Annotated in this window: 20 protein-coding genes and 1 riboswitch; of the genes, 15 read left to right on the forward strand and 5 right to left on the reverse strand. The window is 73.8% G+C overall.

Annotation, left to right across the window (positions count from 1 at the left end):
• Positions 1-3: 3 nt before the first annotated feature.
• A complete protein-coding gene (locus ACGF3J_RS23035; RefSeq protein ID WP_393854593.1) occupies positions 4-1,692 on the forward strand; it encodes a hypothetical protein in 1,689 nt (562 codons plus the stop codon).
• A 16-nt stretch (positions 1,693-1,708) separates the two neighbouring features.
• Here ACGF3J_RS23035 and ACGF3J_RS23040 read toward each other — a convergent pair whose 3' ends face one another.
• Positions 1,709-2,284 carry a TerD family protein gene (locus ACGF3J_RS23040; protein ID WP_393854594.1) on the reverse strand — a complete coding sequence of 192 codons (576 nt, stop codon included), beginning with the start codon at positions 2,282-2,284 and terminating at the stop codon, positions 1,709-1,711.
• A gap of 118 nt (positions 2,285-2,402) precedes the next feature.
• Between ACGF3J_RS23040 and ACGF3J_RS23045 the strand changes: the two genes are divergently transcribed.
• From ACGF3J_RS23045 to ACGF3J_RS23070, 6 genes are all read left to right on the forward strand, one after another.
• Positions 2,403-2,786: a BlaI/MecI/CopY family transcriptional regulator gene (locus ACGF3J_RS23045; RefSeq protein WP_161327483.1), complete on the forward strand. Its 384-nt coding sequence runs from the start codon at positions 2,403-2,405 to the stop codon at positions 2,784-2,786.
• 7 nt (positions 2,787-2,793) lie between these two features.
• On the forward strand, positions 2,794-3,726 hold the full coding sequence (locus tag ACGF3J_RS23050) for a M56 family metallopeptidase (protein ID WP_393854595.1): 933 nt from the start codon (positions 2,794-2,796) through the stop codon (positions 3,724-3,726).
• 352 nt (positions 3,727-4,078) lie between these two features.
• Positions 4,079-4,738, forward strand: a complete 660-nt coding sequence (locus tag ACGF3J_RS23055) for a fasciclin domain-containing protein (RefSeq protein WP_161329869.1) — start codon at positions 4,079-4,081, stop codon at positions 4,736-4,738.
• A gap of 71 nt (positions 4,739-4,809) precedes the next feature.
• A riboswitch (cobalamin riboswitch) is annotated at positions 4,810-4,996 on the forward strand.
• Between the two features lie 137 nt (positions 4,997-5,133).
• Positions 5,134-6,147, forward strand: a complete 1,014-nt coding sequence (locus tag ACGF3J_RS23060; protein WP_393854856.1) for an ABC transporter substrate-binding protein — start codon at positions 5,134-5,136, stop codon at positions 6,145-6,147.
• A 98-nt stretch (positions 6,148-6,245) separates the two neighbouring features.
• Positions 6,246-7,277: a FecCD family ABC transporter permease gene (locus ACGF3J_RS23065; protein WP_393854857.1), complete on the forward strand. Its 1,032-nt coding sequence runs from the start codon at positions 6,246-6,248 to the stop codon at positions 7,275-7,277.
• The gene (locus ACGF3J_RS23070; RefSeq protein WP_393854596.1) at positions 7,274-8,143 is read left to right on the forward strand and encodes an ABC transporter ATP-binding protein; all 870 of its coding nucleotides are present in this window, start codon (positions 7,274-7,276) and stop codon (positions 8,141-8,143) included. The genes ACGF3J_RS23065 and ACGF3J_RS23070 overlap by 4 nt, the downstream gene beginning before the upstream one ends.
• Here ACGF3J_RS23070 and ACGF3J_RS23075 read toward each other — a convergent pair.
• Together ACGF3J_RS23075 and ACGF3J_RS23080 are read right to left on the reverse strand one after the other, a co-directional pair.
• Entirely contained in the window at positions 8,088-8,771 is a 684-nt protein-coding gene (locus ACGF3J_RS23075) for an alpha/beta hydrolase (protein WP_393854597.1), read from the reverse strand. The two genes, ACGF3J_RS23070 and ACGF3J_RS23075, sit on opposite strands and share 56 nt — an antisense overlap.
• Before the next feature lie 70 nt (positions 8,772-8,841).
• Positions 8,842-9,246 (reverse strand): ATP-binding protein, encoded by a 405-nt coding sequence (locus tag ACGF3J_RS23080; RefSeq protein WP_393854598.1) that lies wholly within the window; start codon positions 9,244-9,246, stop codon positions 8,842-8,844.
• A 177-nt stretch (positions 9,247-9,423) separates the two neighbouring features.
• Between ACGF3J_RS23080 and ACGF3J_RS23085 the strand changes: the two genes are divergently transcribed.
• From ACGF3J_RS23085 to ACGF3J_RS23105, 5 genes are read left to right on the forward strand one after another with little or no spacing between them, the layout of a single operon-like run.
• The gene (locus ACGF3J_RS23085) at positions 9,424-10,704 is read left to right on the forward strand and encodes an NAD(P)/FAD-dependent oxidoreductase (RefSeq protein ID WP_393854599.1); all 1,281 of its coding nucleotides are present in this window, start codon (positions 9,424-9,426) and stop codon (positions 10,702-10,704) included.
• On the forward strand, positions 10,701-11,444 hold the full coding sequence (locus tag ACGF3J_RS23090; RefSeq protein WP_161332430.1) for a DUF1365 domain-containing protein: 744 nt from the start codon (positions 10,701-10,703) through the stop codon (positions 11,442-11,444). Before ACGF3J_RS23085 ends, ACGF3J_RS23090 begins: the two co-directional genes overlap by 4 nt.
• Positions 11,441-12,724 carry a class I SAM-dependent methyltransferase gene (locus ACGF3J_RS23095; RefSeq protein WP_393854600.1) on the forward strand — a complete coding sequence of 428 codons (1,284 nt, stop codon included), beginning with the start codon at positions 11,441-11,443 and terminating at the stop codon, positions 12,722-12,724. Before ACGF3J_RS23090 ends, ACGF3J_RS23095 begins: the two co-directional genes overlap by 4 nt.
• Positions 12,721-14,031 (forward strand): class I SAM-dependent methyltransferase, encoded by a 1,311-nt coding sequence (locus ACGF3J_RS23100; RefSeq protein ID WP_393854601.1) that lies wholly within the window; start codon positions 12,721-12,723, stop codon positions 14,029-14,031. The genes ACGF3J_RS23095 and ACGF3J_RS23100 overlap by 4 nt, the downstream gene beginning before the upstream one ends.
• Positions 14,028-14,843 carry a DUF1295 domain-containing protein gene (locus ACGF3J_RS23105; protein WP_393854602.1) on the forward strand — a complete coding sequence of 272 codons (816 nt, stop codon included), beginning with the start codon at positions 14,028-14,030 and terminating at the stop codon, positions 14,841-14,843. Before ACGF3J_RS23100 ends, ACGF3J_RS23105 begins: the two co-directional genes overlap by 4 nt.
• A 52-nt stretch (positions 14,844-14,895) precedes the next feature.
• Here the strand turns inward: ACGF3J_RS23105 and ACGF3J_RS23110 are convergent, their stop codons facing one another.
• On the reverse strand, positions 14,896-15,648 hold the full coding sequence (locus ACGF3J_RS23110; RefSeq protein ID WP_393854603.1) for an anti-sigma factor domain-containing protein: 753 nt from the start codon (positions 15,646-15,648) through the stop codon (positions 14,896-14,898).
• Positions 15,648-16,232: a sigma-70 family RNA polymerase sigma factor gene (locus tag ACGF3J_RS23115; RefSeq protein WP_161330600.1), complete on the reverse strand. Its 585-nt coding sequence runs from the start codon at positions 16,230-16,232 to the stop codon at positions 15,648-15,650. The genes ACGF3J_RS23110 and ACGF3J_RS23115 overlap by 1 nt, the downstream gene beginning before the upstream one ends.
• Positions 16,233-16,538: 306 nt before the next feature.
• Between ACGF3J_RS23115 and ACGF3J_RS23120 the strand changes: the two genes are divergently transcribed.
• The 3 genes from ACGF3J_RS23120 (at position 16,539) to ACGF3J_RS23130 (ending at position 19,989) form a co-directional block, all read left to right on the forward strand.
• Positions 16,539-17,051: a GNAT family N-acetyltransferase gene (locus ACGF3J_RS23120; RefSeq protein WP_161330601.1), complete on the forward strand. Its 513-nt coding sequence runs from the start codon at positions 16,539-16,541 to the stop codon at positions 17,049-17,051.
• Positions 17,052-17,218: 167 nt separating this feature from the next.
• Positions 17,219-18,394, forward strand: coding sequence for a LacI family DNA-binding transcriptional regulator (locus ACGF3J_RS23125; RefSeq protein WP_393854604.1), 1,176 nt, complete (start codon positions 17,219-17,221; stop codon positions 18,392-18,394).
• Entirely contained in the window at positions 18,391-19,989 is a 1,599-nt protein-coding gene (locus ACGF3J_RS23130) for an FAD-dependent oxidoreductase (protein WP_161330926.1), read from the forward strand. The genes ACGF3J_RS23125 and ACGF3J_RS23130 overlap by 4 nt, the downstream gene beginning before the upstream one ends.
• Positions 19,990-20,086: the final 97 nt, after the last annotated feature.

Here is a 20,086-nt window from a genome sequence, read left to right on the forward strand (position 1 = left end):
TACATGGACTACTACGACCTCGGCGTCCACGGCCGACCCGTGACCACGTCGTCGCCCGAGGCCCAGCGGTGGTTCGACCGCGGGCTGGTGTGGACGTACGCCTTCCACCACGAGGAGGCCGTCGCGTGCTTCGAGAGGGCGGTGGCGGCCGACCCGGACTGCGCGATGGCCCACTGGGGCATCGCCTACGCCCTGGGCCCCAACTACAACAAGCCCTGGGAGGCATTCGACGCCGAGGAGCTGACCCAAACCGTCGACCGCACCCACGCCGCCGTGGAACTCGCCCACGCCAAGGCGGGCCGGGCCACCCCCGTGGAACGCGCCCTCATCGGCGCCCTGCGCGCCCGCTACCCGCAGGAGCGCGCCGTCGAGGACTGCTCGGTCTGGAACGCGCCGTACGCCGACAGCATGCGCGCCGTCCACGACCTCGCCCCGGACGACCTCGACGTGGCCACCCTCTACGCCGACGCGCTGATGATGCTGACGCCCTGGCAACTGTGGGACCTGCGCACGGGGCTGCCCGCCGAGGGGGCCCGCACCCTGGCCGCGAAGGAGGTCCTCGACCGGGCCCTGGCCGCCGACGGGGGACTCGAACATCCCGGTGTCGTGCACCTCTACATCCACCTGATGGAGATGTCACCGACCCCCGAGGCGGCCCTCTCCGTCGCAGACCGGCTGCGCGGCCTGGTCCCCGACGCGGGACACCTGCTGCACATGCCGTCCCACCTCGAAGTGCTGTGCGGCGACTACCGGCGCGTGGTGTCGGACAACAGCGCCGCCATCGCGGCCGACGAGAAGTACCGCGCGCGGGCCGGGGCGATGAACTTCTACACCCTCTACCGGACGCACAACTACCACTTCAGGATCTACGGCGCGATGTTCCTGGGCCGGTACGACATTGCCCTCGACACCGCCGCCCGACTGGAGGCGTCCGTTCCCGAGGCACTGCTGCGCGTGCAGAGCCCGCCCATGGCCGACTGGCTGGAGGGCTTCCTGGCCATGCGGGTGCACGTCCTGATCCGCTTCGGCCGCTGGGCCGACATCCTCGCCCTGCCGATGCCGGCCGATCCGGGCCTGTACTGCGTGACCACCGCGATGCTGCACTACGCCCGCGGCGTCGCCCTCTCGGCCACCGGCCGGGTCGCCGAGGCGGAGGCCGAGCGCGTCCTGTTCCGCGACGCGGTCGCCCGGGTGCCGGACACCCGCATGCTGTTCAACAACACCTGCGCCGACATCCTCGCCATCGCCTCCGCCATGCTCGACGGCGAACTGGAGTACCGAAGGGGCGACCACGCCGCCGCCTTCGCCGCCCTGGAACGCTCGATCGGCCTGGACGACAGCCTTCCCTACGACGAGCCGTGGGGCTGGATGCAGCCCACCCGGCACGCGTACGGCGCCCTGCTCCTGGAACAGGGCCGGGTCGCCGAGGCCGAGGCGGTCTACCGGGCCGACCTGGGGCTCGACGACACCCTGCCCCGCGCCCTCCAGCACCCCGGCAACGTCTGGGCGCTGCACGGCCTCCACGAGTGCCTGGTGCGGCTGGGCCGGGAGGGGGAGGCGCGGATCGTGGCGCAGCAGCTGAGGCTCGCCGCCGCCCTCGCGGACGTACCGGTCGAGGCGTCCTGCTTCTGCCGCCTCGACACCGCGCCGGCCCCCGGTGGGGCGGGCGGCTGCTGCGCCACGGACCGGTGACCGGGCCGGGAGCGGGTCAGATGTTGACGCCGAAGTCCGCGGCGATGCCGGCGAGACCGGAGGCGTAACCCTGCCCGACCGCACGGAACTTCCACTCGGCGCCGTGCCGGTACAGCTCGCCGAAGACCATGGCGGTCTCGGTCGACGCGTCCTCGGACAGGTCGTAGCGGGCGATCTCCTGGCCGCCCGCCTGGTTGACCACCCGGATGAAGGCGTTGCGGACCTGGCCGAAGCTCTGGCCGCGGTTCTCCGCGTCGTGGATGGAGACCGGGAAGACGATCCGGTCCACCTCCGCCGGGACGGCGACCAGGTTCACCTTGACCGCCTCGTCGTCGCCCTCGCCCTCACCGGTCAGGTTGTCGCCGGTGTGCTCGACCGAGCCGTCCGGGCTGGTGAGGTTGTTGTAGAAGACGAAGTGCCCGTCCGAGAGCACCTTGCCGGAGGCGTCCAGAAGCAGCGCCGAGGCGTCGAGGTCGTAGTCGGTGCCGGTCGTGGTGCGCACGTCCCAGCCCAGACCGACCAGGACGGCGGTGAGGCCGGGCGCCTCCTTGCTGAGCGAGACGTTGCCGCCCTTGGCCAGGGAAACTCCCACTGCGTTCTCCTTCGTCGTGCCGACTGCGTGTCCACCGTTCAATCTACAACACTGTAGAAATCAGGTTTCTATACGATGGCCTCGGTACGGAGCGCACAGCGGCGGAAGGAGGCGGCCCGTGACGGATCACCGGCGGTCGCGGCGGCGGGGTCAGGGCGAGCTGGAGGCCCTGGTGCTGACGGCGCTGCGCGAGGCGGAAGGGCCCGCGACGGCCGGCTGGGTGCAGGAGCGGCTGGGCGGCGACCTCGCCTACACCACGGTGATCACGATCCTGACCCGGCTCCTGGAGAAGGGCGCCGTCAGCCGCGAGCGGGCGGGCCGGTCCTTCGCCTGGACACCCGCGGACCAGGCCGGTCTGGCCGCGCGCAGGATGCGCAAGGTCCTGGACGCCGAGAGCGACCGGGAGGCGGTGCTGGCCAGCTTCGTCACCGGCCTCGACCCGGACGACGAGCGGCTGCTGCGCGACCTGCTCGGGCACGCGCACGGCGCGGAGGACGGCTGACACCGCCATGGGGGTCTTCGTCTTCCTGCCACTGGTCCTGCCGCTGACGGCATGGCCCGTCGCCCGGCTGGCCGAGCAGCGCCTGCACCCGCGCACCGCGACCAGGCTGCTCACCGCCGTCGCCGCCGTCATGGCGCTGTGCAGCACCGTGTGCCTGGCGCTGGTGATGGTGGTCGGCACCGCGCAACTGCCCGGCAACCCGCTGCCCGACGGCTGGTCGGACCCCGAGGTGCGGGCGGCGGTGCCCTACGACGAGGTCGTCGGCAAGGCGGCGATTCCCGCTCTGTGCGCGGTACTCCTGGTCTCGGTCCGGGCGCTGTGGCGGCACGGCCGGGTGCGCCGCCGGGCCCACCGCGCCCTCGCCGGACTGCGGGGCACCGGCGTGGCCGTACTGCCGGACGACGTGCCCTACGCGTACGCCCTGCCCGGCGGACGCCGGGACCGGGTGGTGGTCAGCACCGCGCTGCTCGACTGCCTCGAACCGGCCGAGCGGCGCGCGCTGTTCGCCCACGAGCGGGCCCACCTCGCCGCCCGCCACCACCGCTTCCTGCTGGCCGTCCGGCTCGCCGCGCTGGCCAACCCGTTCCTGCGCCCCCTGCGCACCGCCGTCTCCTACACGGCCGAACGCTGGGCCGACGAGGCGGCCGCCAAGGTGGTCGGCGACCGTCGCACCGTGGCGACCGCGATCGGCAAGGCGGCCCTCGTCTCCCGGGGCACCCCGGTCGCGACCCTGGCCGGCCTCGCGGCGCCCGGCCCCGTGCCGCGCCGGGTGGCGGCCCTGCTGGGTCCCGCGCCCGCCGTCCGCACCTGGCCCTCGCTGTTCACCTCGGTGGGACTGGCCGCGTGGGCCGCGGCCGCCGGAACGGCCGTGTCGGCGATGTCGTCGGCGAACTCCGCCGTCACCATGTTCCTCATCCTGCGGGCCGCCACCCCGCTCTGAGCCTCCGTCATGTTGACGGCCTCCTCCGGGTGAAACCCCTGGTCACAGAGGTGTCCGAGAAACTTCCCCACTCGATCGGGTGATCGGCCAATCCGGAACCCGCCCTGCTCCGGATTCCCCGTGTGAGGGAAGAACCGAGACCACACCGACAGCGGACCGCCCGCCCGCGCTCCCTGCCTGCGATACGCAGGGCGGCTCGGCCTCCACGCGTATAGGAACCACCCACCGGGCGGACAGCTCACCGAGCGGACCATCGCTCCACCTCGACGCGTACCACGCTCCAGATCACTACATCGCTCCACATCACTACATCAGCGCTGCCTCAGTGCTGCCGATTTGCAGGGAGATATCCATGAACGCCCGTATCCGTCGCTCCGCCGTCGCCATCGTCGCGGCCGCCGTCCTGCCCCTGTCGCTGGCCGCCTGTTCCGACGACGGCGACAGCGGCTCCTCGGACTCCGCGCAGGCCGAGTCCTCGGCCCCCGCAGCCACCGACGACAAGTCCGAGGACACCTCGGGCGGCATGTCCGGCGCCGACGAGCCGTTCGGCCCGGCCTGCTCCACCGTGCCGAAGGAGGGCGCCGGTTCGTTCGACGGCATGGCGAAGGACCCGGTCGCCACCGCCGCCTCGAACAACCCGGCCCTGTCCACGCTGGTGTCGGCGGTGAAGAAGGCCGGTCTGGTCGACACCCTCAACAACGCCGAGAACATCACGGTGTTCGCGCCGACCAACGACGCCTTCGCCAAGATTCCGAAGGCCGACCTGGACAAGGTCCTCAACGACAAGGCGATGCTCACCGACATCCTGACCTACCACGTCGTGGGCCAGAAGCTCGCCCCCAAGGACCTGGAGAACGGCTCCTTCGACACCCTGCAGAAGTCCAAGCTCACCACCTCCGGCTCGGACGAGGCCTACAAGGTCAACGACTCCGCCAACGTGGTCTGCGGCAACGTCAAGACCGCCAACGCCAACGTCTACATCATCGACAGCGTCCTGATGCCGAAGAGCTGACGCGGTCGGGCGCGTCGGCGCCGGGGGGCGGATGAGGCAGCCGCCCGCCCCCCGGCGGCGCGAGGGCCCTGTGGTAGCTTGCGGAAGCCAGTCGAACCCACCTGGTGGGTCAGGGAATCCGGTGCGAATCCGGAGCTGACGCGCAGCGGTGAGGGTGACGGGCGGGACACGGGCCACTGGGCGGCGGACGCCGCCCGGGAAGGCGTCCCGCTCGGCCGACCCCGAGTCCGAAGACCTGCTGGCACCCGCGCCGTGTACGGCGCGGGACGCACCGCACGAACGGGCTTCGCGTACGAGCCCTCGACGCCAGAGGATCCTCCTTGCCCGCCTTCTCGCGCGCAGCGCGCCCCGCCGGTTTCCGACGCCTCCCTGCTTCCCCCCGGGCCCTCCGCGGCCTGGTGCCGCTCCTGGCCGGCGCCCTGCTGGCCGCCGGCTGCGGATCCGGGACGGACACCGGCGGCGACTCCGCAGCGCCGGACGCGGCCGGCTACCCGCGCACCGTCCGTGACTGCGGCCGCGAGGTCGAGGTCGCCGCACCTCCGCAGCGGGCGGTCTCCCTCAACCAGGGCACCACCGAGATCCTCCTCTCCCTCGGCCTGGCCGACCGCATGGCGGGCACCGCCACGTGGACCGACCCGGTCATGAAGGGGCTGGAGAAGGCCAACGCGGGTGTGCCCCGGCTCTCCGACGACATGCCGTCCTTCGAGACGGTCCTGGACGCCGAACCCGACTTCGTCGCCGCCTCCTTCGCCTCCACCCTCGGCACCGGGGGAGTGGCCACCCCCGAGCAGTTCCGCGAACTCGGCGTGCCGGCCTACCTCTCCCCGTCCGACTGCGTGGGCAAGGACAACAGCGGCGACGGCGACGGCGTGCGCAGCGAGCCCTTCACCATGGACACCGTCTACCGTGAGGTCCGAGACCTGGCCCGGCTGTTCGACGTCGAGGAACGCGGCGAGAAGTTGGTCGCCGACCTGAAGTCCCGGGTGAAGCAGGCGACGTCCGGCGTCGACGCCTCCGGCGTCACCCTCATGTACTGGTTCGCCAACTCCACGTCGCCCTACATGGGCGGCTGCTGCGGCGCCCCAGGCGTCATGACCCGCGCGGTCGGGGCGAAGAACGCCATGGACGACACCCACGACGAATGGCCGCAGGTCGGCTGGGAGACCGTTGCCGACCGCGACCCGGACGTCCTCGTCCTCGGCGACCTCACCCGCAAGTCGCAGACGGCCGAGACCGCCGCGAAGAAGATCGAGTTCCTGGAGTCCGACCCGGTCACCCGGAACATGACCGCCGTCCGCGAGAAGCGGTACGTCCTGCTCAGCGGGCAGGCCATGAACCCCACCATCCGCACCGTCGAGGGCGTCGAACAGGTGGCGGCCGCGCTGCGCGAGTACGGCCTCACCAAGTGACGTCCGCGAGCCGGGCGGCTTCCGAGGACGGGGCGTCCTCCAGGGACCGAATATCGTCCGAGGACCGGGCCGCGTCCGGGGAGCGGTCGCCCTCCGGCATACGCACGGCCGGCCGCCGTGCCTACCCCCTGTGGGCGCTGACCGGCGTCGTCGCCCTGTGCGCCTCCGTGGCCGTCGCCGTCACCATCGGACCGGCGGACATCGGCGTGGCCGATGTCTGGTCGGTCATCGTCGCCCACCTCGGCGCGGGCCCCGCCGCCTCGGACGTCACCCCCATCCGTGACGGCATCGTCTGGGACCTGCGGCTGCCCCGGACCTTGCTCGCCGCCGTGTGCGGCGCCGGACTCGCCGTGTGCGGCGCCGTCCTCCAGTCCCTGCTGCGCAACCCGCTCGCCGACCCCTTCGTGCTCGGCGTCTCCTCCGGTGCCTCGACCGGCGCCGTCCTGGTCGTCGTACTCGGCGTGGGCGGCGGCGCGCTGTCCGTCCCCGGCGGGGCGTTCCTCGGCGCGGTGTGCTCCTTCGCGCTGGTGATGCTGCTCAGCCACAGCCTCGGCGGCACCCCGGACCGCGTGGTCCTCGCGGGAGTGGCGGCGATGCAGCTGTTCTCCTCGCTCACCTCCTTCGTGGTGATGACCGCGGCCGACTCCGAGACCACCCGCGGGGTGCTCTTCTGGCTGCTCGGCTCGCTCGGCGGGGCCGGCTGGACGGACGTGTGGACCGGTACGGCGGTCCTGGTGCTGCTCCTCGCCGTGTGCCTCGGCCACGGCAGGACGCTGGACGCCTTCGCCTTCGGCCAGGACGCCGCGGCCACCCTCGGCGTCCACGTGGCCCGCACCCGGCTGGTACTGCTGTGCGCCACCGCCCTGCTCACCGCCGCCCTGGTCGCGTCGGCCGGTGCCATCGGCTTCGTCGGACTGGTGCTGCCGCACGCCGTGCGGGCGCTCACCGGACCCGGGCACGCCCGCCTCCTGCCGGTCTGTGCCCTGGCCGGGGCCGTGTTCCTGGTGTGGGTCGACACCCTGGCCCGTATCGTCCTCGCCCCCAAGGAGGTCCCGGTGGGCGTGGTGACCTCGCTGATCGGCGTACCCGCCTTCGTCCTCGTCCTGTACCGCACCCGGAGGGCACGGTGACGCTGAGCGCCGAGCGGGTCTCCCGCGCCGCCGGCGGGCGGCTGATCCTGGACGGCGTCGAACTCAGCCCCCGGCCCGGCGCCATGACCGGCCTGCTCGGCCCCAACGGGTCGGGCAAGTCCACCCTGTTGCGGCTGCTGGCCGGCGTGCTCGCCCCCACCTCCGGCGTCGTCACCCTGGACGGCCGCCCGCTGAACCGGATGGGCCGCCGCGACGTCGCCCGGCGCGTGGCCGTCGTCGAACAGCAGGCGGACACACTGGTGGAGGTGTCGGTCCGCGACGTCGTACGGCTCGGCCGGATCCCGCACCGCCGCGCCTGGACACCGGCGTCGGCGGCCGACGAGGAGGTGGTCGCGGACGCCCTCGCGCGCACCGGCCTCACCGGGCAGGCCGACCGGCTCTGGCACACCCTCTCCGGCGGCGAACGCCAACGCGTCCAGATCGCCCGCGCCCTGGCCCAGCAGCCGCGCGAACTCCTGCTGGACGAACCCACCAACCACCTCGACATCCAGCACCAGCTGGACGTGCTGGCCCTCGTCGTCGCCCTGCCCGTCACCAGCGTCGTCGCCCTGCACGACCTCAACCTGGCCGCGATGTACTGCGACCACCTCGTCGTGCTGTCCGGGGGACGCGTCGTGGCCCACGGCGAACCGGCCGAGGTCCTGACCGCCGCCCTGGTCGCGGAGGTCTACGGCGTCCACGCCGAGGTCACCCCCACCGGCCCCGACGCCCGCCCGCACGTCCGCTTCCTGGGCACGTTGGCTCACTCTGCGCTTCGCCGCGCGGACACCCCGGGGAAGGGGCCGACGCTCAGCGCCCCGCCGCCGGGGACGGCCCCGGGGCGTCGTCCGGGGCGAGCCGGGTGAGCAGGCCGGTGACCGCGGTCGTCGCCGTGCGGTGCCAGTGGGTGTGGTGGCGGAGCATGGCGTGGTCGCCGCCCGGCACGAGGAGGAGGTCGGCCCGGGCGCCCGCGGTGCGGGCGCGGGAGACGTATGCGGCGGACTCGGCAGGGTCGGTGATCCGGTCGCGGCTGCCGTGCATGACGAACACCCGCCGGTCCCGCAGCTGGGCGACCGGCTCGCCGGGCGGCACCCACGGGGCGAGGGCGACCACACCCCGTACCCGGGCGTCCTCCGCGGCGCGCAGGGCGGCCCGGCCGCCCATGGAGTGCCCCAGCAGGACCACCGGTACGTCACCGACGAGGCGGTACAGCTCGGCGAGCGCGCGCCGCGCGTCCAGCAGCGGATCCTCCGCCGCGCCGTTCCACCCGCGGGAGCGGTAGCGCACCTGGCCGAGCAGCACGTCGTCGCGGTCGGTGGCCGCCTCCAGCGACCGCAGGAACGGGTGCATCCGCAACGCCGCGAGCTGCCACGGCCGCGCGGCCTGCCGGCTGTCCGCGCGGCCACCGTGCAGGATCAGCACCGCCGCTCCCGTCCGCCGCGGCCTCCGCCGCACCCGCAGCGCCCCTGCCGACGGTTCGTCCCGCACGCTCATCCGGTCCCTTCCCCTGCCCTCGCCGGTCATCGGTGATCCGTTGCCGCACCCCGCGCGGATGGGTGGACCGTCAGCACAGGTCGGCCCAGACAGTGTGCCCTCCCGGAGCGGGCCGGTCCCCCCAGCGGGCGCTGAGGGCGTCGACCAGGAAGAGGCCCCGCCCGTCCTCGCCCCAGTCGAAGGCCGGGTGCCGCCAGCGTGCCCGCACCCGTCCGACGTCGAAGGACTCGCCCGCGTCGGTGACCTCCACCCGCACCGTGCACCCGCCGTGCGCCCCGCGCCGCAGGGCCAGGGCGAGCCGCACCGGCGGCCGGCCGTGCCGCTCGGCGTTGGCCAACAGCTCCGCGACGACCAGTTCGGCGTCGGCGGCGAGCGCGCCCGTTCCCCAGGACGTGAGCCGGTCCCGGACGTCGCGGCGTACGACGTGCACCGCGTACGCGGGCCCCTGGGCCACCGGCTCGTAGGTGTCGTTCATGGTCCCTCGGAACTCTTTCTCCCATTTCCTGCGCTTACCTCCCCACTCTTGATTCGTTGCCGCGCACCCTCCGGATGGGTTTCGCGGAACCGCCCGCAACCTGGCCCAATCCGCACCGGACCCGGCTCCGGATTACCCACGCCAGCGTTGATCACCGTGGGGTGGAGGAGTAGCGAAATGCCGCGAGCGTCAGGGGAGACCGCCCGCCGCACCGCCGTCATAGGCAGCGGAGTGGCCGGTCTGACCGCCGCGTACGTCCTGGGCCGTGCGCACCACGTCACGCTCTACGAGGCCGACGACCGCCTCGGCGGCCACGCCCACACCCACGAACTGGCCGCCGCCGACGGCCGGATCCACCGGGTCGACTCCGGGTTCATCGTGCACAACCGCCGCACCTACCCGAACCTGCTGCGCCTCTTCGACGAACTGGACGTCGCCACGCAGGAGTCGGAGATGAGCATGTCGGTGCGGTGCGAGGGCTGCGGACTGGAGTACGCCGGGGCCCGCGGCCCCGCCGGTCTCCTCGCCCGCCCGCGCAACGTCCTCAGCGGCCCCTACCTGCGGATGCTGGCCCAGGTGCCCCGCTTCCACCGCGCCGCCCACCGGCTGCTCACCGCCGACGCCGACCAGGCGCTGACCCTCGGCGAGTTCCTCGACCGCGAGGGCTTCTCGACGTACTTCCGCGCCCACTTCATGACGCCCGTGGTATCCGCCGTGTGGTCCTGCGACGCGGTCACCGCCCTGCGCTACCCGGCCGCCTACCTGTTCCGCTTCCTGCACCACCACGGCATGCTCGCGGTCGGCGGTTCACCGGTGTGGCGCACGGTCACCGGCGGTTCCCGCTCCTACGTCGACCGGATCGCCGAGCGCCTGCCCGACGTACGCACCGCCACCCCGGTCCGCTCGGTGACCCGGCACGCGGACGGCGTGGACGTGACCGCCGCCGACGGCACCACCGACACCTACGACCACCTCGTCGTCGCCGTCCACCCGGACCAGGCCCTGGAGTTGCTGGCCGACCCGACGCCGGAGGAGAAGGACGTCCTCGGCGCGTTCCGCTACTCCCGCAACGCCACCCTCCTGCACACCGACACCACCCTGCTGCCCCGAGCCCGGGCAGCCCGCTCCTCCTGGAACTACCTCATGCCGTCCTGCGACGCCGGCGCCGACCGGGTCCGCGTCAGCTACGACATGAACCGCCTGCAGCGCCTCGACGCGAGCGACACCTACGTCGTCACCCTCGGCGGCGAGGACCGCGTCGCCCCGGACCGGGTGCTGGCCCGCATGACCTACGAACACCCCGTCTACACACCCGAGTCGGTCGCCGCCCAGCGTCGGCTGCCCGGCCTGCGCACCCCGGTCACCGCCTACGCCGGCGCCTACCACGGCTGGGGCTTCCACGAGGACGGCTGCCGCTCCGGGGTGGAGGCCGCCGAAGCCCTCGGGGTGACCTGGTGACCCGCACCCCCACGGCCCGCCCCGGCCTGTACCCCTGCGAGACCGTCCACGTACGCACCGACCCCACCCGCTACAGCCTGCGCCACCGCACCTACATGTGGCTCGTCGACCTCGACCGCCTCCCCGAACTGCCCCGCCCGCTGCGCCCCCTCGCCGGCTTCCGCGCCCGCGACCACTTCACCGGCGACGCCCCCTCGCTGCGGGCCGGCCTCGACCGCTTCCTCGCCGACCGCGGCGTCGACCTGGCGGGCGGCCGGGTCCTCATGCTCGCGCACGCCCGCGTCCTCGGCCACGTCTTCAACCCACTGACCCTCTACTGGTGTCACGGACCCGACGGCACCTCGCGCTGCGTCGTCGCCGAGGTGCACAACACCTACGGCGAGCGCCACGCCTACCTGCTCCACCCCGACGAGGCGGGCGTCGCCCATGCCGCCAAGGACTTCTACGTCTCGCCGTTCTTCCCCGTCGACGGCGCCTACCGCATGCGGCTGCCGCTGCCCGCGGACCGTCTCGACCTGACCGTACGACTGGACCGGCCCGGCAGCCGCCCGTTCACCGCGACCGTCCGGGGCACCCGGCGGGAGGCGACCCCCACCGCCCTCCTGCGGCTCGCCCTGAGGCACCCGCTGTCGACGCTCGCGGTGTCCATCGGGATCCGCAGGCACGGCATCCGTCTCTACCTGCGCGGCCTCCCCGTCCAGCCGCGCCCGGACAACCGCACCACGGAGAAAGCGACATGACCGCGACCCACCACCGTCCCACCCCGCCCCGCGTCCCCTCGGTCCGCAGCACCCCGGTCGACCCGCAGCGCTGGCCCGACGTCGCCGCCCCGCCCCGGGCCTCCCGGGCCCGCCGTACCGTCGCCGCGGCCGTCGTCCGGCGGGCCCTGGAACGGCTGCCGCTGCGCGTGCGGTTCGCCGACGGCGACACCGTGGGCCTGGGCGGACCGCTGGTGGAGGTCCACGACCCCGACGCCTTCCACGGCCGGATCGGCGCCCAGGGACTCATCGGCTTCGGCGAGTCCTACATGGCCGGCGAGTGGGACGCCCCGGACCTGGTCGGCGCCCTCGGCGTGCTCGCCGCCGACGCCGCCCACCTGGTACCCGCCCCGCTCCAGCGGCTGCGCCGGCTGTGGCACCAACGGCAGCCCGCCACCCTGCGCAACACACCCGAGGGCGCCCGGTCCAACATCAGCAGCCACTACGACCTGTCCAACGACCTGTTCGCCCTCTTCCTGGACGAGACCCTCAGCTACTCCTCGGCCGTCTTCCTCGGCTTCCCCGCCCGCCGCGAGTCGCTCGCCACCGCACAACAGCGCAAGATCGACCGGCTGCTGGACCTCGCCGAGGTCGGCGACGGCACCCGGCTCCTGGAGATCGGCACCGGCTGGGGCGAACTCGCGCTCCGCGCCGCCGCGCGCGGCGCCCACGTCACCTCCCTCACCCTCTCCCGCGAACAGCGCGACCGCGCCCTGGAACGCGCCCGCGAGGCCGGACTCTCCGACCGCGTCCGGGTCGAACTGCGGGACTACCGCGAGGAGAAGGGCACCTACGACGCCGTCGTCAGCGTCGAGATGGTCGAGGCCGTCGGCGCCGAGTTCTGGCCGGTCTACTTCCGTGCCCTCGACGACCGCCTCGCCCCGGGCGGGCGGGCCGCGCTCCAGGCCATCACCCTGCCGCACGACCGCATGACGGCCTCCCGCTCCACCCACACCTGGATCCAGAAGTACGTCTTCCCCGGCGGTCTGATCCCCTCCACCGAGGCGATCGAGACGACGGTCCGCGACCACACCGGGCTGCGCGTCGCCCGCCGCGACGGATTCGGCGCGCACTACGCCGAGACGCTGCGGCTGTGGCGGGAACGGTTCACCGAACGCGCCGCCGAGGTCGACGCCCTCGGCTTCGACGAGACCTTCCGTCGCCTGTGGACCTTCTACCTCGCCTACTCCGAGGCCGGCTTCCGCGCCGCCTACCTCGACGTCCAGCAGTACCTGCTCACCAAGGAGGCCACCGCCCGATGACCCCCGCCCGCACCGCCCGGACCGGCGCCGCCCACCGGCTCGCCGCGCTCGTCGAGGACGCGCTCGGCGGTCCGCTCCCCGTCCGGCTGCGCGCCTGGGACGGCACGGAGACCGGCCCCGCCGACGGCCCCGTGGTCGTCGTCCGCTCCCGGCGCGCCCTGCGCCGCCTGCTCTGGCAGCCCGGCGAACTCGGCCTGGCCCAGGCCTACGTCACCGGCGACCTCGACGTGGACGGCGACCTGGCCGACGGCCTGCGCCGGATGTGGGCGGCCGCCCGCGAACGCCGCCTGCACCCGCCCCGCCCGGGCCTCGCCGACCGGGCCCGCGCCGCCGTCGGTGCCGTCCGCCTCGGCGCCGTGGGACCCCGCCCGCCGGTGCCCGCATCCCAGGCGCGGCTGCGCGGCGGCCTGCACACCAGGTCCCGCGACCGCGCCGCGATCAGCCACCACTACGACCTCTCCAACGACTTCTACCGCCTCCTCCTCGACGACACCATGGCCTACTCCTGCGGGCTGTGGCAGGACGAGCACACCGACGCCGACGCCGCCGACGCCCAGCGGGCCAAGCTGGAACTGATCTGCCGCAAGCTGGGCCTCACCGAGGGCGCCCGCCTGCTCGACATCGGCTGCGGCTGGGGCTCGCTCACCCTGCACGCGGCCGAACGGCACAAGGCCCGGGTCACCGCGGTCACGCTGGCGCGGGAGCAGGCCGCCCACGTCCGCGAACAGGTGCGCGAGCGCGGCCTCGAGGACCGGGTGGAGGTCGTCTGCCAGGACTACCGCGACATCACCGGCGGCGACTACGACGCCGTCTCCAGTGTCGAGATGGGCGAACACGTCGGAGACGCCGAGTACCCGGCGTTCGCCGCCGCCCTGCACCGACTGGTACGGCCCGAGGGCCGCGTCCTGGTGCAGCAGATGTCGCGCGGTCGCAACGCCCCCGGCGGCGGCGCCTTCATCGAGGCCTACATCGCCCCCGACATGCACATGCGGCCACTGGGCGAGACCGTCCAGCTCCTGGAGGACGCGGGACTCGAAGTGCGCCACACCGAGTCCCTGCGCGAGCACTACGTCCGCACCGTCGCCGCCTGGGAACGCACCCTGGAGAAGCGCTGGGACGACTTCACCGCCCTCGTCGGAGAGGAGAACGCGCGGGTGTGGCGGCTGTACCTGGTGGGCGGCGCGCTCGCCTTCGAGCAGCGGCGGATGGGCGTCGACCAGATCCTGAGCGTGCGGCCGACCGCCGAGGGCGTCAGCGGGATGCCCGCCACCTCGGGGGAGTGGTACGAGCGGCTGGACGCGTCGTGAGCGGCCTCCCGTGGGGCGCGTTCACCGCCGGCCTCGGCTGGGCGGCGGCCGCCGCGCTCGCCGTCATGCTGGCTACCTTCGCCGTCGCCGTGCGCAAGGGCGTGCACCGGGTCGTGGACGTGGCGTGGGGCCTGGGCTTCGCCGCCGTCGCGGTCGTGACCTGCGTGACGGCGGCAGCGGCCGGAGAGGGCGACCCGCTCCGTCGGATCCTGGTCGCCGCTCTGACCGCCGTCTGGGGGCTGCGGCTCGCCGTGCACATCGGCAGGCGCGGCCGGGGCCACGGCGAGGACCCGCGCTACGACGCCATGCTCGCCAAGGCGCCCGGCAACCGGAACCTCTACGCCCTGCGCATGGTCTACCTGCTCCAGGGCGCCCTCGTATGGCTGGTGTCATTGCCGGTCCAGGCGGCCTCCTACGGTTCGGGCCAGGTCACGGCCCTGGCCTGGACCGGCGCGGCCGTCTGGGCCGTCGGCCTGGCCTTCGAGGCGGTCGGAGACGCCCAACTGGCCCGCTTCAAGGCGGACCCGGCCCACAAGGGCCGCATCATGGACCGCGGCCTGTGGAGCTGGACCCGGCACCCCAACTACTTCGGAGACTTCCTCGTCTGGTGGGGCCTGTTCCTGATCGCCTGCGACGCGGGCCCCGCGGCGGCCGCGGTCTCGGTGATCTCCCCGCTGGTCATGACGTACCTGCTGATCGGCGGCAGCGGGAAGCGGCTGCTGGAACGGCACATGGCCGACCGCCCGGGGTGGTCCGAGTACGCGGCACGCACCAGCGGCTTCTTCCCGCGTCCGCCGCGCCGACGGGCGTAGAGCGGACGTGATGGTGCGGGGTGAGGGCTCGCGGCGCGGGCCCTCACCCCTTTCAGGCCGGCATGCTCATCAGGGCGACCGGGTCGGAGGTCGGCTGCGGTGACCCGCCCGCCGGTTCCACGGTGATGCCGACGCCGCCCGCACCGTCGACGGCGCCCTCCATCAGCACCGCCTGACTGGTCCGGCCGGGATCCATCAGGCCCGCCGACCGCATCGTCCCGTGGTCGTCGAACCAGAGCTGGTAGACCTTGCCCCGCGGCGGCTCGGCCATGCCCGAGGCCAGGAACACGGCCCGGTCCTGGTCCCCGGAGACCACGACGGTCCCGGTGGCGCCGCCGGCCAGGCGCGCGGTGCGCGACTCGGCGTCCGGCGCGGCCAGCACCCCGGCCAGGGTCTCGGCCCGCTGCTCGGCCTGCACCGCCCGCTCCCCGGCGTCCTGCGCCCGCTCGTACTGCCACACCGCCGTGCCACCCAGCCCCGCCGCGGCGGCCAGGCAGGCGGCCAGCGCCCAACGGCCCAGACCCCGCCCCCGGGGCACGACGCGGCGTGCCTTCCCGGCCGCGCCGCCACCCGGCGGGACCTGGCGCACGGCCGAGACCCGGTGCAGTACCCGGTCCCTCATCGCGGGGCCCGGCACGAGCGTCGCGGCCAGCCCCAGCCGGGCCGTGGCGGCGGCGAACTCACTGGTCTCCCGCTCACAGGCGGCGCACTGCTCCAGATGCCGTTCGAAGGCGGTCCGCTCGTCGTCGGGCAGCGCGTGCAGGGCGTAGGCGCCCGTCAGGCTGTGCAGGTCCTCGGTGCGCATCACGCACTCACCCCCAGGCAGTCGCGGAGTCGGATGAGGCCGTCACGGAGCCGCGTCTTGACCGTGCCCAGCGGCAGCGCGAGCGCCTCGGCCACCTGCCGGTAGGTCAGGCCGCGGTAGTAGGCCAGCGTGACGGACTGGCGCTGGATCTCGGTCAGGGTGCGCAGACAGCGCCGCACCTGCTCCCGTTCCAGCCGGGCCTCGACCTGTTCCGTCACCTCGTCGAACTCGGGCGTGCGGTCGAGCAGGGCTGCCTTGTGGTCGCGGGCCGCTGCGGCCTCCACCGACCGCACCCGGTCCACCGCCCGCCGGTGGGCCAGGGTCAGGATCCAGTTCACCACCGTGCCCCGCTCGGGCCGGTAGCGCGGCGCCGTGCGCCACACCTCGACCAGTACCTCCTGCGCGACCTCCTCGGACTGCGCCTGGTCGCGCAGCACCGCCCGGGCGACCCCGAGCACGGATCCCGCCATCGCGTCGTACACCGCGGCGAAGGAGTCCTGATCACCGAGGGCCACCTCGCGGATCAGCTGTTGCAGGTCGGGCTGTGACGATGGATTTCTGCCGATGTGTACGGCTTCCTTCACGACGGTCTCTCCAAAAGAACGCGACAGGCGGGCATGTCCCCGCGTAATCCGGGGCCGGACGGCCCGCGGATTGGTCGCCGGACCGCCGAAGGACGCGGTGACCTCGCCCGACGCCCACCCTCCCACGAGTAGACTGGCCCCCGTTCGCGTTCGACCGGCTCCACGGAGCGGGAGGAAAGGGAGGTGAGGTCGATGACCGTGCTCGACGCCGTCCTTCGGCGCGCCCGGACCTCCCTCGCGTCCCGAGCGGCGGCCTGACCCCGCATCCCACGAACGCAGACACCAGAAACGGATCCCCGTCCCGTCATGCCTCACATCTGGCACACCCGCGCCGAGACCGGCGCCGACATCCCCGTCATCCGCGACCTCGTCCGCGCCGCCTTCCCCACCCCGGAGGAGGCCGCCCTGGTCGACGCGCTCCGCGCCGACCCCGGAGCCTGGATCGAGGGCCTGTCCGTGGTCGCGGTCGACGACGCCGACCGCCCCGTGGGCCACGCCCTGCTGACCCGCTGCCATATCGGGGAGCACCCGGCGCTCTGCCTGGCACCCGTCGCCGTCCGGCCCGGATCGCAGCGGAGCGGCGCCGGTGCGGCCGCCGTCCGGGCCGTGCTGGCGGCGGCCGAGCGGCTCGGTGAGCACCATGTCGTCGTCCTCGGACACCCGGAGTACTACCCCCGGTTCGGCTTCACCCGGGCCTCGGCCCACGGCATCGGCCTGAGCATCGAGGTCCCGGACGAGGCCCTCATGGCCCTCACCCTGGACGCCGCACACCCGCTTCCCGCCGGCACCGTCCGGTACGCGGCGCCCTTCGGTATCTGATCCCACCACCGGTCCGCACTGATCGGATGCAGCGTGTGCCGGCGGGACTCCCTCCGCCGGCACACGGCATTTTCCTCGGTCCAAACCCTTGACCCCGTGCCCTGGCTGCTTCACATTACTGGTTAATGCGCATTAGGTAATGCGCATTAACGCGATCGAGGGGAGCAGTGGTGGCGAAGGAAGCCACAGGGCGGGCGAAGCCGGGGCGGGCCCCCGCGCCGCCCGGCAGGCGGGGGCGGCCGAGGCAGGCGGAGGTCGCCCGGCTCGCGGGTGTGTCGCAGGCGACGGTGTCCCTGGTGCTCTCCGGACGCGACATCGCGACCGGCAGGCCGATCTCGGCGGAGACCCGCGGCAAGGTCCTGGAAGCCGCCCGCAGCCTCGGCTACGTCCCCGACCCCGCCGCCAGCCGCCTCGCCGCCGCCCGCAACAACCTGCTCGGCGTCTTCAGCTTCACCGCGACCTTCCCGACCGACGTCCGGCACTCGTACTACCCCTTCCTCGTCGGCGTCGAGCAGGAGGCCGCCGCGCAGGGGTACGACCTGGTGCTGTTCACCGGCTCCAGCAGCGGGGGAGCGGGTGCGTCGGGGGCCGGCGCGCTCAACCGGGTGCGGCTGGCGGACGGTTGCCTCTTCCTGGGCCGCCACGCCCCCGCGGACGAACTGCGCCGGCTGGTGGCCGACGACTTCCCGGTCGTCCACGTCGGCCGCCCCGACGACGCGGAGGGCCTCGCCTGGGTCGGCGCCGACTACGTCAGCGCGAGCCGCGAGGTCGTCACCACCCTCGCCGGGCTCGGCCACCGGCGGGTCATGCTGGTCCGCGAGGACGACGAGGCCCCCGCCTCCACCGACCGCGAACGCGGCTTCCTGGACGGCCTGTCGGCGAGCGGACTGCCCGTCGGTCCGGACGCCGTGTTCCGCTCCGGCGACCTGCGCCGCGACCTCACCGCCGGCCGTGTCCGCGCCTGGCTGGCCGAGGGCGTGACCGCGTTCGTGGCCGAGGAGACCGACACCGGCACCGCCTGGCGGGCCCTGCGCGCCGCCGTCGACGCGGCCGGGCTGGACTGCCCCGGCCAGGTGTCGCTGGCACTGCTCGGCAGCCCGCCCGCCGACCTCGCCGACGAACCGGCCCCCATGGGCTTCGACATCCCCCGCCCCACGCTGGGCGCCGAGGCGGTGCGGCTGCTCGCCGCCCGCGTCGCGGGCGAACCCGCCAGGGGCACGCTCGTTGCCTGCGCCTTCAGACCGGGCACCACCGCCGGCCCCCCGGGCCGGCCCCCCGGCCGGCCCCTGAACCCCCGTCACCCACCACCCCGTACGAACCGCACCACCAGAGGAGCAGCGTGATACCGGAACCCGACATCCTCGTCGTCGGCGGCGGCCTCGGCGGCGTCGCCGCGGCCCTCGCCGCCTGCCGGGCCGGCCGCAGTGTCGTCCTGACCGAGGAGACGGACTGGATCGGCGGCCAGCTCACCAGCCAGGCCGTCCCGCCCGACGAACACCCGTGGGTCGAGCAGTTCGGCACCACCGCCACCTACCGGCGGCTGCGCGAGGGCATCCGCCAGTACTACCGCCAGTGGTACCCCCTGCGCGCCGAGGCCCTGGCGCTCACCGACCTCAACCCGGGTGCCGGGCGGGTCAGCAAGCTGTGCCACGAGCCGAAGGTCGCCCTCGCCGTCCTGGAGGGCATGCTCGCCCCGCACCTGGCGGCCGGACGCCTCACCGTCCTCACCGAGCACCGCCCCGTGGCCGCCGAGTCGGACAACGATGTCGTGCGCGCCGTCACCCTGGAGGACCTGCGCGACGGCACCCGCCGCACCGTCCCCGCCCGCTACGTCCTGGACGCCACCGAGACCGGCGAACTCCTCGACCTCGCGGGCGTCGAACACGCCAACGGGGCCGAGTCCAGGGCCGAGTTCGACGAACCCCACGCCCCCGAGCACGCCCAGCCGGACAACCAGCAGGGCATCACCGTCTGCTTCGCCCTCTCCCACCACGAGGGCGAGGACCACACCGTCGACCGCCCCGCCGACTACGACTTCTGGCGCTCCTACCGGCCCGATTTCTGGCCCGGCCCGCTGCTCGGCTTCGAGGCACCCGACCCGCGCACCCTCGAGCCGGTGCCGCGCACCTTCGAACCCAACCCCGACCTCGACCCGCTGGCCGTCAGCGCCGACCAGAGCGCCGACGCGGGCGACAAGGAACTGTGGGGCTTCCGCCGCATCCTCGCCCGCAAGCTGCACACCGACGGCGCCTTCGACTCCGACATCACCCTCGTCAACTGGCCGCTCAACGACTACTGGCTGAAGCCCTACATCGGCCAGGAGGCCGAAGCCCTGCGCGAGGCCCGGCAGTTGTCCCTGTCGGTGCTGTACTGGCTGCAGACCGAGGCGCCCCGCCCCGACGGCGGCACCGGATTCCCCGGGCTGCGTCCGCGACCCGACGTGACCGGCACCCCCGACGGGCTCGCCAAGGCGGCGTACGTCCGCGAGTCCCGCCGCATCAAGGCGGTCACCACCGTCACCGAGCACGACGTCGCCATCGACCTGGTCGGCCCCTACGGCGGCACCCGCCACCGGGACTCCGTGGGCGTCGGCAACTACCGCATCGACCTGCACCCCTCCACCGGCGGTGACAACTACGTCGACATCGGCTCCGTGCCCTTCGAGATCCCGCTCGGGGCGCTGGTGCCGCGCCGGGTGCGCAACCTGCTGCCGGCCGGCAAGAACCTCGGCACCACGCACATCACCAACGGCTGCTACCGGCTGCACCCGGTGGAGTGGAACATCGGCGAGGTCGCCGGAGCCCTCGCCGCCCACTGCCTCACCGAGAACGTCGAGCCGCACCAGGTGCAGGCCGAGGACAAGAGGTACGACGAGTTCGCCAAGGTGCTCGACCGCGGCGGCGTGCAGCGTCACTGGCCCGACGTCAGGGGCTACTGAACGACCCCGCGCGCGGGGGGAGTTCGGGCGGGGCAGCTCCACCTGCCCCGCCCGGTGACCGCCCGCGTGCGGACCGACCCAGCACAAGGAGGTGCCC

This window comes from Streptomyces sp. NPDC048171, assembly GCF_043202655.1.
Taxonomy (GTDB): domain Bacteria; phylum Actinomycetota; class Actinomycetes; order Streptomycetales; family Streptomycetaceae; genus Streptomyces.

Coding starts and splice junctions, on each gene's coding strand:
- ACGF3J_RS23035 (WP_393854593.1), top strand. CDS start 4: ATGGACTACTACGACCTCGGCGTCCACGGCCGACCCGTGACCACGTCG.
- ACGF3J_RS23050 (WP_393854595.1), top strand. CDS start 2,794: ATGGGGGTCTTCGTCTTCCTGCCACTGGTCCTGCCGCTGACGGCATGG.
- ACGF3J_RS23055 (WP_161329869.1), top strand. CDS start 4,079: ATGAACGCCCGTATCCGTCGCTCCGCCGTCGCCATCGTCGCGGCCGCC.
- ACGF3J_RS23075 (WP_393854597.1), bottom strand. CDS start 8,771: ATGAGCGTGCGGGACGAACCGTCGGCAGGGGCGCTGCGGGTGCGGCGG.
- ACGF3J_RS23080 (WP_393854598.1), bottom strand. CDS start 9,246: ATGAACGACACCTACGAGCCGGTGGCCCAGGGGCCCGCGTACGCGGTG.
- ACGF3J_RS23085 (WP_393854599.1), top strand. CDS start 9,424: ATGCCGCGAGCGTCAGGGGAGACCGCCCGCCGCACCGCCGTCATAGGC.
- ACGF3J_RS23095 (WP_393854600.1), top strand. CDS start 11,441: ATGACCGCGACCCACCACCGTCCCACCCCGCCCCGCGTCCCCTCGGTC.
- ACGF3J_RS23100 (WP_393854601.1), top strand. CDS start 12,721: ATGACCCCCGCCCGCACCGCCCGGACCGGCGCCGCCCACCGGCTCGCC.
- ACGF3J_RS23110 (WP_393854603.1), bottom strand. CDS start 15,648: ATGCGCACCGAGGACCTGCACAGCCTGACGGGCGCCTACGCCCTGCAC.
- ACGF3J_RS23120 (WP_161330601.1), top strand. CDS start 16,539: ATGCCTCACATCTGGCACACCCGCGCCGAGACCGGCGCCGACATCCCC.